This is a genomic window from Pantoea sp. CFSAN033090 (assembly GCF_001264395.1).
Lineage (GTDB): Bacteria > Pseudomonadota > Gammaproteobacteria > Enterobacterales > Enterobacteriaceae > Pantoea > Pantoea agglomerans.
In genome coordinates, this window is record NZ_LGYX01000008.1 from 41,737 (window position 1) to 56,546 (window position 14,810).

The 14,810-nt window shown below is 50.6% G+C and carries 16 protein-coding genes; 9 read left to right on the top strand and 7 right to left on the bottom strand.

The window, feature by feature from the left end; genetic code table 11:
* Positions 1-47 precede the first annotated feature (47 nt).
* Positions 48-464: a GNAT family N-acetyltransferase gene (locus AFL22_RS09425; RefSeq protein WP_033786822.1), complete on the bottom strand. Its 417-nt coding sequence runs from the start codon at positions 462-464 to the stop codon at positions 48-50.
* Between the two features lie 327 nt (positions 465-791).
* On the opposite strand from AFL22_RS09425, the gene AFL22_RS09430 reads away from it, so the two are divergent.
* Entirely contained in the window at positions 792-1,523 is a 732-nt protein-coding gene (locus tag AFL22_RS09430; protein WP_052271243.1) for an aspartate/glutamate racemase family protein, read from the top strand.
* A gap of 158 nt (positions 1,524-1,681) precedes the next feature.
* Here AFL22_RS09430 and AFL22_RS09435 read toward each other — a convergent pair whose 3' ends face one another.
* Positions 1,682-2,392, bottom strand: coding sequence for a YnfC family lipoprotein (locus AFL22_RS09435; protein WP_033773736.1), 711 nt, complete (start codon positions 2,390-2,392; stop codon positions 1,682-1,684).
* Positions 2,393-3,110: 718 nt separating this feature from the next.
* Here AFL22_RS09435 and AFL22_RS09440 point away from each other — a divergent pair.
* On the top strand, positions 3,111-3,497 hold the full coding sequence (locus tag AFL22_RS09440; protein WP_052271244.1) for a hypothetical protein: 387 nt from the start codon (positions 3,111-3,113) through the stop codon (positions 3,495-3,497).
* A gap of 198 nt (positions 3,498-3,695) precedes the next feature.
* A complete protein-coding gene (locus AFL22_RS23320; RefSeq protein WP_010670662.1) occupies positions 3,696-3,947 on the top strand; it encodes a hypothetical protein in 252 nt (83 codons plus the stop codon).
* A 290-nt stretch (positions 3,948-4,237) separates the two neighbouring features.
* Here AFL22_RS23320 and AFL22_RS09445 read toward each other — a convergent pair whose 3' ends face one another.
* Positions 4,238-5,485: a sensor domain-containing diguanylate cyclase gene (locus AFL22_RS09445; RefSeq protein ID WP_010259132.1), complete on the bottom strand. Its 1,248-nt coding sequence runs from the start codon at positions 5,483-5,485 to the stop codon at positions 4,238-4,240.
* 433 nt (positions 5,486-5,918) lie between these two features.
* Positions 5,919-6,302 (bottom strand): nuclear transport factor 2 family protein, encoded by a 384-nt coding sequence (locus tag AFL22_RS09450; RefSeq protein ID WP_033786812.1) that lies wholly within the window; start codon positions 6,300-6,302, stop codon positions 5,919-5,921.
* 234 nt (positions 6,303-6,536) lie between these two features.
* Between AFL22_RS09450 and AFL22_RS09455 the strand changes: the two genes are divergently transcribed.
* From AFL22_RS09455 to AFL22_RS09475, 5 genes are all read left to right on the top strand, one after another.
* Positions 6,537-7,178, top strand: a complete 642-nt coding sequence (locus AFL22_RS09455; RefSeq protein ID WP_052271245.1) for a TetR/AcrR family transcriptional regulator — start codon at positions 6,537-6,539, stop codon at positions 7,176-7,178.
* Positions 7,179-7,238: 60 nt separating this feature from the next.
* Positions 7,239-7,820: a TetR/AcrR family transcriptional regulator gene (locus tag AFL22_RS09460; RefSeq protein WP_031292506.1), complete on the top strand. Its 582-nt coding sequence runs from the start codon at positions 7,239-7,241 to the stop codon at positions 7,818-7,820.
* 53 nt (positions 7,821-7,873) lie between these two features.
* Positions 7,874-8,977 carry an alkene reductase gene (locus AFL22_RS09465; RefSeq protein ID WP_052271246.1) on the top strand — a complete coding sequence of 368 codons (1,104 nt, stop codon included), beginning with the start codon at positions 7,874-7,876 and terminating at the stop codon, positions 8,975-8,977.
* A 54-nt stretch (positions 8,978-9,031) separates the two neighbouring features.
* Positions 9,032-9,775, top strand: coding sequence for an SDR family oxidoreductase (locus AFL22_RS09470; RefSeq protein WP_010670658.1), 744 nt, complete (start codon positions 9,032-9,034; stop codon positions 9,773-9,775).
* Positions 9,776-10,181: 406 nt separating this feature from the next.
* Positions 10,182-10,955 (top strand): hypothetical protein, encoded by a 774-nt coding sequence (locus tag AFL22_RS09475; protein WP_052271247.1) that lies wholly within the window; start codon positions 10,182-10,184, stop codon positions 10,953-10,955.
* A gap of 102 nt (positions 10,956-11,057) precedes the next feature.
* Here the strand turns inward: AFL22_RS09475 and AFL22_RS09480 are convergent, their stop codons facing one another.
* On the bottom strand, positions 11,058-11,384 hold the full coding sequence (locus AFL22_RS09480; RefSeq protein WP_010670656.1) for a hypothetical protein: 327 nt from the start codon (positions 11,382-11,384) through the stop codon (positions 11,058-11,060).
* 185 nt (positions 11,385-11,569) lie between these two features.
* Entirely contained in the window at positions 11,570-12,640 is a 1,071-nt protein-coding gene (locus AFL22_RS09485) for a LacI family DNA-binding transcriptional regulator (protein ID WP_050679455.1), read from the bottom strand.
* 265 nt (positions 12,641-12,905) lie between these two features.
* Between AFL22_RS09485 and AFL22_RS09490 the strand changes: the two genes are divergently transcribed.
* Positions 12,906-14,168: a maltoporin gene (locus AFL22_RS09490; protein ID WP_022624645.1), complete on the top strand. Its 1,263-nt coding sequence runs from the start codon at positions 12,906-12,908 to the stop codon at positions 14,166-14,168.
* Between the two features lie 83 nt (positions 14,169-14,251).
* Here AFL22_RS09490 and AFL22_RS09495 read toward each other — a convergent pair whose 3' ends face one another.
* On the bottom strand, positions 14,252-14,575 hold the full coding sequence (locus tag AFL22_RS09495; protein WP_010259145.1) for a glucose PTS transporter subunit EIIB: 324 nt from the start codon (positions 14,573-14,575) through the stop codon (positions 14,252-14,254).
* Between the last annotated feature and the right edge of the window lie 235 nt (positions 14,576-14,810).

Consider the following 14,810-nt stretch of genomic DNA (forward strand, 5'->3'; position numbering starts at 1 on the left):
CAAAGTTATAATGTCCGCACCCCCACCTATGAACAGGCTATCTGGTTTTATCGGAGAGGCTTTTTCATTGAAGGAGATGTGTGAGCCACAAAGCCATTCCGTTCATAAAACGGTATCGCCTGCTGTCGGGCATCAAGGAACACGAAGTTCATATCCCTGCTTTCTGATTCAGTGGTGGCAAAATCCAGCAATTTTTTCCCTATCCCTGTGCTTCTTAAAGCCTCATCTACGATCAAATCATCAATATGGAGATGTGATCCTCTGGCCAGAGTATGAACGGGACGGAAACCCATCAAGCCAAGCATTTTTTCATTGCCAAATGCGCCAACAAGTTCATAACCGTTCAACGTCTGAATTCTGACGCTTTCGATAAATTTTTCTTTGGAAATGTTCCGTAGCTGTGAAATCAGACTGTAAGCATGATCCCATTCTAGCGGCAGTAACTTTCTGATTGAAATGTTCATAGTGCCTTCATTTCCATATAGGTTTCTGATTTTATAAGCTTATGAGCAATGATCCGCAACAGTGAAGTTATGTTTAACGTATTAGAACATTCAGTTGCCATAAGTGAAACGTCTGCTCCTCGCTCATAGCGGACCTTCCGGAGCGTAGGTCCGCTTTGTGCCTGAAGCCTGCTCTCTCCGCATCATGATATGTTGATCAATTGCGGCAGTTCACCTGCACCTTTCTGAGTGAACTCCCGCATGTTCATTCCGTTCGTCAGTAATTTTGCAGGCAACTTAGCTATAATTTGTTAAGCGGAAAGAAGATCTTAAAAGGAGGCACTGACAATGACTGTTTCTATAGGTGTGCTTGCAGGAATGGGACCCCGCTCCACAGCCCCCTTCGTTGATATGCTGGTGACAGAGTGTCACATCGGGTACGGAGCGAAATATGATATGGATTTTCCTAAAATGCATATTATCTCGTTGCCGACACCTTTCTGGCCTGGCAAGAAAGTTGATGATAATGCGATGATCGCAACCCTGCAGCAGGGTATTGCCGAACTCGTCAGGGCCAAAGTGAGTCTGATAGCTGTTCCCTGTAATCTTGCGCACTGCTACTTTGCCGAAATGAAGGCGGTGAGCTTCGCTATTCCACTTCTGCATATCGCAGACAGTGCACTTGAGTCACTGCCTGCAGAAGCAACCAGGATTGCTGTACTGGCTACGGAACCTACACTGGAAGCGAGTTTTTATCAGGAGCGGATAGAAGCTTCTGGCAAAGAGATTATTGATTCACCTCTGCTTCGTGAGATGACCACATCGCTAATTGGACGGATTAAAACGAAAGGTTTTCATGACTCCGGTGTACAGGCAGAGTGGATGAATTTAATGTCTGTAGTGGCAAATCTTAATGTGGAGGCTCTTCTTATTGCCTGTACAGATCTTAGTCCCCTGATAACTGAAAACACTTTCAGCTTTGTCATCGTAGATACGGCAGCAAGACTTTCCAGTGCGACCATTAAAAACTACAGACGTATTTCCGGGAAAATTACAGGCGGCACCCATAATACCGGCTAACCTGATGTCCGCTCCTCGCTCATAGCGGCCTCTAGCTCAGTTAGCTTGTCCGCTTCGTGCTAGGAGCGGACATTGATAATATTTCAATGGCATTAAAAATTAGGAAGCAGGACAATCTCTCGGGAGAGGTTGCGTTGGCTTTGATATTTTTAATAGATTCAGAAATATTCCGTTTCGTGATTAGAGATCCATATCAAGATTGAGCTACGATAGTCGTCTTTAGTGGAGGCGATCAGCGAGCATTTATCTGCATTACCATCAGCGGTGTAAGCACAGCTTTGCTTCAGTCGGACAATTAAGTCCCCTGTTTTTGATACGCTCTCTGAGTCAACAAATTGCGCACTTCCGGATGGATAAAAGATACGCGTGTCCTTCCGATCTTTATAGTTTCTTATACGCACAGGAAATTGGCTATTGTGATATTCATATCGCTTTACAACTTCGCCCGTGTCTTTGTCCGCGATTGTTTCAAGCAATCCGCGCACATTATAGCTGAGTACATAATTGCCTTTTTCATTCTCAAGCTCAGTGATTTCGCAGCGTTCATTGATTTTTCCGGTAATACTCTGACCTTTAAAAGAGGTCAGTACACCATCTTTGTTTACCAAATGGAATTCATGGCCATTTGCCTTATCAACCATGTTGATATTAGTAAAGCACCCGTTACGATCGTATCTAACTTCTGTCATCGCCTGAAGTTTACCGTAAATATCTCGGATCCACTGGAGGCTATGTTTTACGTTCCCGGTAGTTGCATCATGCTCGAACAAAAGAGCAGCATTTAAGACTGCTGGTTTGAATTGAGTAAATGCAGCGACATTAAATGACATTGCCAAAAGTAATAGACTTAAAAGCAACCTTGCTTTCATTATTTATTCCTTTATTAGTAGGATCGCACTCTAAGGTGGTGGGGCAACTCAAGTTATCAAATTCTATGCGTAAAGACACGAATAATCGAGATGCTTCCATGTCACAATTTAAGCGACCGCTCCTCGCTCAAAGCAGCCAGTCGATGCGCTAACATCACGTTTTCAATCAGTCACCGTTTACTGCGCTGGCGAACGTGTGCGTAACCCCCGCGATGTCTGTTCCTCTGGGCTTCCTTTCCTCCCATAGACTGCCGATTGGCATGCAGTTCTGTGCAGGATTTAATCAGGAGAATTTATTGCTGGCACTGGCGGGTCAGCCTGAAAGCGCCTATCCGTGGCAGACAAGAAAACCGGAGGTGTGGGCTGGTCGCTAAAGACCCTTTCAGAAGCATCGCCTGATGCTTTTTTCCAGGACGTGTAAGCGACGACCTCCTCTCTGCTATTTTTTGTCTCGAAAATAGTGGGGAGAGGAGACCGGCTCATAAAGTCACCTGGAAAACTTTGGCTCACTGCTCACGGTTGACATGACTCTCCGTAACAGACATACCACTTTGTCAGTTTTGCCTTTAGCGAACAGGTGAACAACCGGGAACTTCCGCTATCGAACGATCTGATATTGTGAGTATTTGCGCTCGTCGTCAGAAGCGGAATAATATCAATATCGGTGGTTTTAATCTGCTGAAGTAACAACTCAGGGCTGAAAGAGCAGGAGATTAATATGCAATCAGTTCACCTCATGGGTGACGGATACGAACCTCATGTGACACAGGAGGAAGGTAAACTGACCTACTCATTGCCTGTCGATTCTGGTTTTATCAGCTATGAATTTGCCTTTGAGATTAGCCGGCACGATCTGGATATTCTGCTTTCCGATGATTACAGACGTGCCGTGCTCGAAATTACTGCGCATACCTTGCTCCAGCGTTCGACGCTAAAAGGGTATGACCGCTTTATCCAGAAAGACTTCGATAAACTGGTCACAAATACCCTTCACTCCACACCCGATTTCCTGCAAACATTCATTTCTCAGATAAGCCATGAACATCACATTGTTATAGAGCATTACGTGAAAGAAATCATGGACCGGCGTTCTGCCTCACAATGAATACAATGAGTACTAAAGAACACATTTAAACTTTATGAAGTGAAAGCGACTGTCCCTTCAGGTGGGATATAAAGTGCAAAACAGTGTCCTGCGATAGCTCTACACCTGAACATTCAGATAAAAGGGAGGTTTTACAAAGTGAGTTGTGAGTTCTGTCAGGATCTATGTGTTAAATACGTTATACGGGAACCTCGTCAGTTGAGCCTGGCAATACGTATTGCACATAACGCAGTTAAAGAAGAGATCATTTCCGAAGTTTCAACCATCAATAACTGGAATCAGTACACCTTTTCTGAATGTGCTGAACAGATGATTTGGGGCGATATCGTTGATTACCATTTTGCATGTAATCATTGCGGAACCTCGTTCGTGCTGGGAGCTGAAACCTATCATGGCAGTGGGGGTTACTGGTCTCCCGAAAGTGAAAAACCAACAGAAATAATAAACTAACGCAATGAATTGCCGTACGCGGAGTTGCGCGAAGTCACTCAGGCCAGTTCATCACAGACGTTTGAGGGAATTCAGTAGCCTGTCTCGCACATAGATGTTGGTCACCAGCCCCAGACTTCGCTGTGCCTGAAACAGAAAATCTTTCTGCCGTGGCACGCGGTTTCAGAATATAAGGCGGGTTAATCAGGCGTTCAGGAAATGTATCCTTGCGGGAACAGGCGGCAAAGCGTTAAACGTAAGATCTATTACCTTCAAATCCGGAAGGTCATACCAGCAATCATATGCATCGACTAAGGCTCTTCTGACTCAAAAAACTGATACGACCCATCACGTCGGGCTTTGGCCTGGTACATCGCTTTATCCGCGTTTTCGAATAATATTTTGGCCGATGCCGTCCCAAAGCGGGCAAGGCTGATACCGATAGCCGCGCCAATGCGCACGTCCATATTATCAATGGCGAATGGCGCGTGCAGGCTTTCAATAATACGCAGGGCAATGGCAGCGGCTGTATCGCGATTTCTGCACTTTGCCGCCACAACAAATTCATCTCCGCCCAGTCGCGCCAGTGAGTCGCCCGGACGCATACAGCGTTGCAGCCGTTCACTGACCTGCTGCAGCAAGGCATCCCCTGTCGCGTGGCCCATCAAATCGTTCACCGCTTTAAAGCCATTCAGATCGATAAACATCACCGTCGTATAGGCCTCATCATCCACCTTCGCCAGCATGCGCCCGACCTGGTCGTTGATCCAGGTACGATTATGCAGCCCGGTCAGCGTATCCAGCGTTGCCAGCTTCTCCAGATTGCGCATCCTCTCTTTGTCTCGCGTAATGTCGCGCGACACCAGAACTGCACCGATATTTTTGCCGGTAGAGGGATTGATGACGCCACAGGCTTTGGTGCCCAGAATGATGTAGTGGCCGTCACGATGCAGCTTGCGCACCTCAACGACGTCCGGCAGTACTCCTCCGTTGAAGATGCAGGCGAGTGCTTCAGAAGCGGGGCCGCGGTCATCGGGATGCAGGAAATCCACCACCAGCTGACCGACAACTTCTTCGGCTGTCCAGCCAATCATTTCGCTATAAGAGGGCGAGATTGAAACGTACCGGCCATCCGCGTCGCAATGGGCAATCAGATCGGTGCTGTTTTCAATTAACAGACGATACTCTGCCGCCGTGCGCAGCGCATCTTCCAGCGCTTTACGCTGTCCGGTCACATCCAGAATGAAGCCGTTATACTGCAGACGGGACGTACCAGGCTGGCGATCCGGCAGGCCAGATACAATAACCCGACGCGTCTTGCCATCCAGACAATGGATCGGCACTTCAATATGAAAAGGCGTCAGGAAATCAAGCGCAGCGGTCAGTTGCAGCGCGATCTTTGCATCGTCGTCGGCCTGTGCCAGTCTCAGCCATGAACTCAGCGTCACACCCTTCAGTTCAGGCATCAGACCAGCAGGGCTTTCCTGACTGGCGACGCAGATACCCTGGGCATCTGTAGACCAGACAGCGGTAAAAGAGGGTTTGATCATTGTGTTCATGGCGGCCGACTCCGACGTAGCTGACGATATTAAACAGGCTCAATACTCGTCGCTACAGGCCTGATTATAACCGTTAATGTCCGCCTGTAGCTGAAGGAGGATCCGGAGACAGGTTCACCATTGCGAGAATACCCGCCATTGACGGCGGCTGACGCTGCGCTTATCCGTCTGCAGCTGCTGAGGTGCCGCCCTGCCCGCACAAAAGTGAGCGAACCCGGGATTCAGTGTCAGAAGTATGAGCCAGTGTTTATCGGCCGATCGGGCCAGAATCTTTAATGATGCCACCTCTGCCAAAAGCGCTGGGGTATGATTATGTTGATTAATAGCAACCGGATAATCAGGCGTAAAAGCACTTTACTGTTTTAGTCGTCTCAATACCTTTTTGCAGCCCGCAGCAAACGCAGGCTGCAATGATCAACTGACCAGACCTGGATCAGTCTGCCGTATGTGTGTGATAGATCTTGCTGACCACGGTCCAGCGATCGTTCACTTTCAGCAGGTTAAAAAAATCAGTGAAACGGAAACCAGAAATGTCGTCAGTGTCGATGCGGGCACTGGCGGCAGTCCCAACAATATCTACGCGCACGATAGCCGCTTTTGCTTCGGGTGAAGGACGGAATGCGGTGTCGATGGTGTCAAACAATCCCTGAATTGGACCGCCGCTGAGGTTGCCGTCACTGTCGAGACCAAAAATGGTCGCCCTGTCGCTGAAAGCGGGCTTCATGAGCTCACTTTTCGCCTGCTTACCTCCTTCGTTATACTGATTCAGCACTGCTACGATGGCGTTATAGTCCTGCACATAGGTCGTGTTGTTCATCTGTTTTCTCTCCGTTCTGATTAATAAGGTATCCCTTCAGACACCCCGCTTTTGGGTAATATTTTCTGACACAGACATGTACCGACTCAGCGCGACAGCAGCCTGCCGGGGAGAGCGCAGGCGGGATAAAAGGCGAGCCACTGTGTCGATTTAATTCTGTAGTGAGCACTACGTAATAGTATTATTGTATAGTGATCACTATGTAATGTGTCAAGAGAATGATTGAGGCCGTCTATGAAAATACCTGACCAGCCTGCTGCCACTGAAAAGCCGAAAGGCCGACCACGAAGCTTTGACCGTGATAAAGCGTTGCTGAAGGCGCTGGATCTGTTCTGGCGCAAAGGTTTTGAGCCAGCATCGGTTGCCGAACTTTGCACCGCCATGGAAATCAACCCACCCAGCCTCTATTCCGCCTTTGGCAACAAAGCAAAACTTTTTCTGGAGGCCGTGAACTACTACGAAACGAAGTACTGGAAAGCCAGCTGGCTGCGGCTTGAGGAGAGGCAGGATATTGGTGAAGCGATTGACGGTTTCTTTAGCGAAGCAGCCGATATTCTGCTCTCCCCTTCAGCGCCCTGCGGCTGCATGGTGGTGCTGGCAGCCATCAATGTTTCAGCAGAATCGACGGATGTTGTCAGGGCGGTTAGCGTTCTCAGACAGGAAGGGAAAGATCTGTTTGAAAAAAGGCTGGTCAGAGCGGTTCAGGAGAAGCAACTGCCCGCAGATACCAACACCGTCGCGCTGGCTACCGTTCTGAATACGCTGCTGGAAGGCATGTCGATAGAGGCGAAAGACGGTGCGACGCTTCAGAGCCTGAAATTGATCGGCCAGCACGCCACCCGACTGCTTCACCCGCTCACAATCAGAAACAGATAGCATGAAACAGGTTAAAAGTTACTAGACGACCGGTCAGTTTTTCACTAGAGTGTGCACATTATGAAAAGAAACGTGACAGATATGCGGCAGCACATCATTGATGTGGCCAGGGCGATCATTACTCATAAGGGCTACAGCGCCGTCGGGATTTCCGAGATTGTAAAAGCGGCGGATATCCCAAAAGGCTCGTTCTATTACTACTTTCCGTCGAAGGAAGCGTTTGCAGAGGCGCTGCTGGAGCACTACTTCAGCCACTATTTGCTGGAAGTTGAGCATCAGCTAGGCGGAACAGGAACGGGGAGAGAGCGACTGCTGCGCTATTTTACCTTCTGGAAAACGACCCAGGGCGCAGACCTGCCTGAAAGTAAATGTCTCGTGGTCAAGCTGGGGGCGGAAGTCTGCGACCAGTACGATAACATGCGGCATGTGCTGGCAACGGGCACCCATGAAATTGTGCTCAAAATTGCTGCCTGCCTCCGACTCGGTCAGGAAGATGGCTCCCTGCCCGCCGTAACGGATGCCACTGAACTGGCAGAAGAACTCTATCAGCTCTGGCTGGGGGCTTCCCTGATGGCGAAAATCCACGATCCTGACAAAGCGTTCAGTCAGGCAATGAACGCAACAACACGGCTACTCGGGTAGCCGGTTTTTTTTATCCAATTACTAGACGACCGGTCAACTATTAAGAGGTTTATATGACTGACAACAGTATCCGTACCGATTTATTTTCACCTGTTTCGATGGGCAGCCTTCAGCTGTCAAACCGCATTGTCATGGCACCGGTCACGCGTAGCCGTTACGGTGAAGAGGGTGTGCCTGATGAACTCCATGCTACCTACTATGCACAGCGTGCCGGGGCTGGCCTGATTATTTCTGAAGCCACCAACATCTCTCCGCAGGGACGCGGCTATGCCGCTACGCCGGGGATATGGAGCGAAGAGCAGGTGGCTGGATGGAAAAAAGTCACTGATGCGGTTCACGCTAAAGGCGGCAAAATCGTCTGCCAGTTATGGCACGTGGGCCGTTTTTCAAGCGTGGAACTGCAGCCTGAGGGCCAGCGTCCGGTTGCACCTTCTGCTATTAAAGCTGATGGACAGACTTACACCGTAAACGGTTTTGTGCCGGTATCGACGCCGCGGGCGCTGGAAACAGAAGAAATCCCCGGCATTATTGAGCAATATAAACGTGCAGCTGAAAATGCCCTGCGTGCCGGTTTTGACGGCGTTGAGGTGCACTCCGCCAACAGTTACCTGCTCGATCAGTTCCTGCGTGATTCCACCAATCACCGTACTGACGCCTACGGTGGCTCTATTGAAAACCGCGCCCGCCTGACGCTGGAAGTGACAGAAGCCATCATCAACATCTGGGGCAATGACAAAGTCGGTATCCGCCTCTCTCCGGTCACGCCTGATGCCGGTAACACCCCGCCAGACAGCAATGTTATGGCGATGTACGGCTACCTCATTCAGCAACTTAACCGGTTCAACCTGGCTTATCTGCACTTCGTTGAAGGCGCGACGGCCACCTCTCGTGATGTGCCTGCCGATGTGGACATGGACGCGCTGAGCGCCCAGTTCAACGGTCCGTTTATTGGCAATAACAACTATGACCTTGAGATGGCCATCAGCCGCCGCAACGCCGGAATTATTGATGCGGTTGCCTTTGGACGCCTGTTCATCTCCAACCCGGATCTGGTTAAGCGTCTGCGTTACGGTGCCGCGCTGACCATCGCGCCGAAAGAAGCCTATTACGGCGGTGGTGCAGAGGGTTATACCGACTGGCCGGAAGCCAGCTGCTGATAACGGTTTATGGCGGGTGACTACCCGCCCCTTTCACCAGAAGGAGATTTAAAAATGAATTACCTGCAACAGAAAACAGCCATTATTACGGGTGCATCCTCCGGGATTGGTGCGGCTACCGCGCGGGAACTTGCGCGTCATGGCGTGAATATTGTGGCGGCAGCACTGGACCAGAACGGCCTTGATACGCTGGTACGCCAGATTGAAGCTGAAGGGGGACGCGCTGTCGGCCTGGTAACCGATGTTACGCGTCTGGAAGAAACCCAGGCGCTGGTGAAGTTCGCCAGTGACACCTTCGGCTCCATAGACATACTGATTAACAATGCGGGCCTGATGCTTTTCTCAAGCTGGAGTGACGTTGCATGGGAAGAGTGGAACAAAATGGTCGACGTCAATATCAAAGGCTATCTGAACGCCATTGCCTCTGTGTTACCCGTTATGCTGAAGAAAAATGAGGGACAGATCCTGAATATGGCATCGGTTGCAGGTCATCAGGTGGATGCGGGTGCAGGGGTTTACAGTGCAACAAAATTCTTCGTCCATGCCATGACAGAATCGATGCGCAAAGACTTAGGAGTTAATAACGGGATACGCGTCAATACCATCAGCCCTGGCGTAATCAATACCGGCTGGGCCGATAAAGTCGGCGATCCTCAGGGCCGTAAAGTGGCTCAGGAACTCAATAAATTAGCCATCAGCCCACAGGATGTGGCTAATGCGGTGGTGTATGCACTTAATCAGCCGCAGAACGTTACCGTCAACGACCTGATCGTTTCTCCCACCAGACAAAACTGGTGATATCCGGATAACAGCGTCGGGGTTGCCACGCCATCCACCCTGCCCCGATGCTGATTATCAGGGCAATACTGCCCCGGCATGGCTCGCACGCCCTGATGCTACTTTTTCTGCAATTTTTACCTGATTAAGCCGCCGGGCTATCACTCGTTGCATCGCCTGAAAATTAAGAAGAAAACAGAGTAACTCAGAATTAATTCTTATAGGTTAACAGGGGAAACAGCCCAAACACTGCACTCCGACAGGGCAAATATTACATTAAATCATAGGGTAAATGCCGGTTTATCGAGTGACAAGCTGTGATCAAAATTCCTGTCATAGTTTTCTTTAGCTTAACCTTTTCTTAAGATTAATCTTATAACATCGTCTCTGTATTAGCCCATATTGGGCTGTTCCGGAGTATCACCCTATGCAAAATAACAACACAGCTTCTCACGCTCTCAGTAAAGTTCCGGCCGTTACCGCGGCTTTCTGGTTAACCAAAATCGCTGCGACTACCCTGGGTGAAACCGGCGGCGATGCGGTGACCATGTCGATGAATCTCGGTTACCTGACCGGGACACTGATTTTCGCCATCATCTTTCTGATCGCGGTGGTGGTGCAGATAAATCGCCACAGTTTCAACAAATGGATTTACTGGTTCACCGTGGTGGCCACAACCACGGTCGGCACGACGATGGCAGATTTTGCCGATCGCTCTCTGGGCATAGGATATTTAGGGGGCACCTTGCTGCTGAGCACCCTGCTTATCCTCTCGCTTTTCCTGTGGAAAATCACCTGCGGTACGGTTGCGGTCAGTTCAGTGAGCAACGGCGTCACAGAGAGTTTTTACTGGGTCACTATTATGTTTTCACAAACCCTGGGCACGGCCTTAGGTGACTGGACGGCAGACACTGAAGGGCTGGGCTACGATGGCGGGATCCTGCTGTTTGTTGGCGCGCTGGCAATCATCTGGGCGGCCAGTCGCTTCACATCACTTTCGCGTACGGGGCTCTTCTGGGCGGCCTTTATCCTGACCCGACCACTGGGTGCCGTGGTCGGCGACTTTCTGGACAAACCCCTTGCCTCAGGCGGACTCGCGCTAAGCCGCTACGGTGCCTCACTGACGCTGGCGCTAATCATCATCGCTCTTCTGGTGATACTGCCCCAGCGCCCGGCAATGAGGACCGCCACGGCGAGTTAAAAACATCACTGGCAGATTTACAGATAACGCATCGACTTAAACGTAATCAGGGCCGCCAGCGATGGCGGCTTTTTTTTATTATCTGATGCGTAACAGGCTACATCAGACAGAGCGCTCAAAGGAGACGATTTGACCATCGGGTGCAGCAGCGAGTACCGGCAGACTCTCTGCAGGCTCCTGCATTTTCACCCGAAACGCCGTGTTGCTGGCATCAAGGAAAACGGTTCTCAGATGACGGTTACAGATGAACCATATTTCATCGCGGTCATTTGAAAGAATGTAGTAAGCATCTGAGGTTTCAGAGGGGTTAAAACAGCCCAGTGCGCGATAAGCCGTCTGCGGGGTAAAACCGCTGGAAAGCGGCAGTGGCCTGGGGCCATGCGCTAACTCTTCAATCCTGAGGTAAAGCCCCTGTTCAAGCCACAACATAATGTCACTCCCTGAGAGTAGAGAAACCGGGCTGAACGTGTCGGCTGCATTACCGCGAAGCAGAATGCCCGTTCACTGACCGATTTAGTGATCGGATAATTTTTCCGACATGCAGAATCGTTATCCTGATCTGAGCATAGCAGCGGCGCGTTCTTATGCTTTTTTTATCTGCTTACGGTGTTCTGCTACTCAAGACGACTGGCGAGCAGCCGCAGCTGCTCAGCAATCTGCTTCAGATCCCGCTGCTGCTGACCGGCGATACCCGTCGAGCTGCGTACCACCAGTTTTGCCGGAAGGATAGAAGAGGAACGCTGCTCATCCTGCTCACTGGCTAACAACAGACGCGCGACCGCCTCTTTGCCCTGTAAATCAAGATCGAGCGACACCGTGGTCAGCGCCGGATGGAAGAAGGCACTTTCATAGGTGTCATCGTAGCCAATCACCGAAATCTGCCCCGGCACCGCTACCCCGCGCTGATGCAGCGCGCTCAGCACACCCAGCGCCATCTGATCATTTCCCACCAGCAGCGCGCTGAACTCCGGCGCTTCACGCAGTAGTTGCAGCACGCCGTTGTAACCACTTTGCGCATCCCAGTTACCGTGGCTGACGCTGACCGGCTTCAGACGATAGCTCTCCAGCGTATCCAGCCAGCTCTTTAACCGCAAATTGGCAGAAACGGACTGCTCTGGCCCGGCCAGCAGAGCAAATTCCCGATGCCCCTGCTCGTAGAGATATTTGACACTGGCACGGGTACCGTCAGCCGGGTTAAACGAAACGTTAAACACCGCGCTGTACGGATCAACATCAAGAAACAGGCACAGGATATCGTCGTTCTCCTGCACGATCTGCTCCGCATCACTGCTCTCCAGCGGAACGTTGATAATCACCTTATCCACGCGCTGCGACTTCAGCTCATTGATACAGTTCTGCAGACTTTGATTGACGTTCTCATCAATCATGGCGATCAGCACCTGATAGTCAGCGGCATTGGCATATCGTTTAACCGCAGCGGCCACCTGCGAAGGAGCATGCAACGCCAGCGATGTGGTCACCAGACCCAGCGTTGTGCTCTGCTTACCCACCAGCTGTTGCGCCAGTCTGTTTGGCACGTAGCGCAGGGTTTCAATAGAGTGCTCCACCTTGCGCCGCGTTGATTCTGAGACGTTTGCCGACTTATTCAAAACCCGCGAAACCGTCTGATAAGAGACGCCAGCATGGCGGGCGACATCCTCTAAGGTGGCATTTTTTGATTTCATAATTCGCATCCCTGATTACCGATGGCGGAATGGTATCACAGCAGCCGAATAAGCCAGGTTACCGCAGTCACATTGCGCAAATAAAAAGTAAAAGTCATACCTTCACATCGCGAAATTTGGTGATCTGATTCACTAATCGTTACAAATACCGCCACTTTATTTGCACTGCATCACACATTATCGCGATTTTGTTTGTCACTCATCTGACAAAAAGCGTTAACTGCCGCTGTCATGTGAACGTATTACAAATAAAATTGAGGATAACATGGAAACAAGGTTACGTACTGCTGCTGTGGCGCTTGCTGCGGCCCTGACCTCCCCGACGCTCTATGCTGCTATCGACAACATTGATTTCCATGGCTATCTGCGTGGTGGCGTTGGCGTATCGCAGGATGGCGGTATTGAAGAGTATCAAAAGAACAAGATTGGCCGTCTCGGCAATGAAGCCGACACCTACGGCGAGGTTGAGCTGGGCAGCGAAGTCTACAAAAAGGATGACGTCAGTTTTTACGTCGACACCATGGTCAGCATGTTCTCCGACGGTTCTAACGATAACGAAACCACCTTCGGTGACGATGCGCAGTTTGGTTTGCGTCAGCTTAATCTGCAGATCAAAGGGCTGGTGCCGGGTGACAAGAATGCGGTGATCTGGGGCGGTAAACGTTACTACCAGCGTCACGATTTGCACATCATTGATACCAAATACTGGAATATCTCCGGCTCCGGTGCGGGTATCGAAAATTACACTCTGGGCCCGGGCGCGATCTCCTTTGCCTGGATCCGTGGCGATGCCAATGACGTCGATTACCGGGTCGATGGCGATAACGACGTCAACATTAACTACCTTGATCTTAGGTATGCTGGCTGGAAACCGTGGAGCGGCGCCTGGACCGAGTTTGGTATTGATTACGCCATGCCGAACACGACTAAAAAGCAGGAAGAGTATGGTGGCCTGTATGATGCGGAAAACGGCGTTATGCTCACCAGTGAAATCAGTCAGGATATGTGGGGCGGCTATCAGAAACTGGTATTCCAGTACGCCAATAAAGGCCTGGCACAAAACATGATTTCACAGGGCGGTGGCTGGTATGACATGTGGAACGATACCCGCGATGCCACCGGCTACCGCGTAATCAATACCGGCCTGCTGCCGATCACCGACAAGTTCTCCCTGAATCAGGTCTTTACCTGGGGTTCAGCGGATGACGTCACCGCGCAGACCAGCAAAAGCACCCTGCTGTCGCTGGTGGGTCGTGGTCAGTATCAGTTCACACAGTATGTCCGCGGCATCGGCGAAGTGGGTAGTTTCTGGCAGAAAGATGAGAACAAAGTGGGCAGCGACTACAAACAGGCGGGTCAGAAATATACGCTGGCGCTGGGTCTCGCAGCCGGTCCCGAATTTATGTCACGCCCGGAACTGCGTCTGTTTGCCTCTTACCTGAATGACTCAGAAGACGGACACAGCTTCCAGGACAACACCAGTAACAACACCTGGAACTTCGGCGTACAGGTCGAAGCCTGGTGGTAACCAAGCAGTCTCCTCATTGTGATCATTGTTAAGCTCTTATGCAGGGGCTTATTTGGATAACCGGCGACGGTTATCCATTTTTTTTATTCCGGCTGAAGCGGCTTAAAGAATCGGGCTTCCAGCAACTGACGCAGCTGGTCGGATTGCGTACCAAAGATGGCATGAACTTCCTGCCCCAGAATCACCACGCCAATCGCCCCCGCCTTCTGTAATCCTGCCGTATCCACCGCCCTCAGCGATGTCACCTTCACCCGCAGCCGGGTTAAACAGGCGTCCACCTGCTGAATGTTTTCACGCCCGCCGAAGCACTCTACAAGACGCTCCAGCAGCGCACTGTCTATCTCAACCTCTTCCGCCGTCAGCGGCTGCCGACTGAAATATTGCTTAAACGATTTCAGACTCACCATGTTGTTCTCCTCCAGATAATAAAAAGGCGGGCTGCTGCCCGCCACTCACGACTGATAAACGAAAACGAGGGGGAATGGCTTCAGGGCACTCACAGAAAATACACTCTTCCTGCCCTCAAACCCTATTCCTCCGCCACAAAGTCCGCAATTAAAGCCACGCAGAACTTCCCACACACAACTCCCATGTTCAAAGCGATGAGGGCATATGCCCCTGAGCCAGTGCTCAGACTGCCAG

Bases quoted from the DNA above. Each gene is read 5' to 3' on its own strand.
- AFL22_RS09425 (WP_033786822.1), bottom strand. From the start codon at position 464: ATGAACATTTCAATCAGAAAGTTACTGCCGCTAGAATGGGATCATGCT.
- AFL22_RS09430 (WP_052271243.1), top strand. From the start codon at position 792: ATGACTGTTTCTATAGGTGTGCTTGCAGGAATGGGACCCCGCTCCACA.
- AFL22_RS09435 (WP_033773736.1), bottom strand. From the start codon at position 2,392: ATGAAAGCAAGGTTGCTTTTAAGTCTATTACTTTTGGCAATGTCATTT.
- AFL22_RS09440 (WP_052271244.1), top strand. From the start codon at position 3,111: ATGCAATCAGTTCACCTCATGGGTGACGGATACGAACCTCATGTGACA.
- AFL22_RS09445 (WP_010259132.1), bottom strand. From the start codon at position 5,485: ATGAACACAATGATCAAACCCTCTTTTACCGCTGTCTGGTCTACAGAT.
- AFL22_RS09450 (WP_033786812.1), bottom strand. From the start codon at position 6,302: ATGAACAACACGACCTATGTGCAGGACTATAACGCCATCGTAGCAGTG.
- AFL22_RS09455 (WP_052271245.1), top strand. From the start codon at position 6,537: ATGAAAATACCTGACCAGCCTGCTGCCACTGAAAAGCCGAAAGGCCGA.
- AFL22_RS09460 (WP_031292506.1), top strand. From the start codon at position 7,239: ATGAAAAGAAACGTGACAGATATGCGGCAGCACATCATTGATGTGGCC.
- AFL22_RS09465 (WP_052271246.1), top strand. From the start codon at position 7,874: ATGACTGACAACAGTATCCGTACCGATTTATTTTCACCTGTTTCGATG.
- AFL22_RS09470 (WP_010670658.1), top strand. From the start codon at position 9,032: ATGAATTACCTGCAACAGAAAACAGCCATTATTACGGGTGCATCCTCC.
- AFL22_RS09475 (WP_052271247.1), top strand. From the start codon at position 10,182: ATGCAAAATAACAACACAGCTTCTCACGCTCTCAGTAAAGTTCCGGCC.
- AFL22_RS09480 (WP_010670656.1), bottom strand. From the start codon at position 11,384: ATGTTGTGGCTTGAACAGGGGCTTTACCTCAGGATTGAAGAGTTAGCG.
- AFL22_RS09485 (WP_050679455.1), bottom strand. From the start codon at position 12,640: ATGAAATCAAAAAATGCCACCTTAGAGGATGTCGCCCGCCATGCTGGC.
- AFL22_RS09490 (WP_022624645.1), top strand. From the start codon at position 12,906: ATGGAAACAAGGTTACGTACTGCTGCTGTGGCGCTTGCTGCGGCCCTG.
- AFL22_RS09495 (WP_010259145.1), bottom strand. From the start codon at position 14,575: ATGGTGAGTCTGAAATCGTTTAAGCAATATTTCAGTCGGCAGCCGCTG.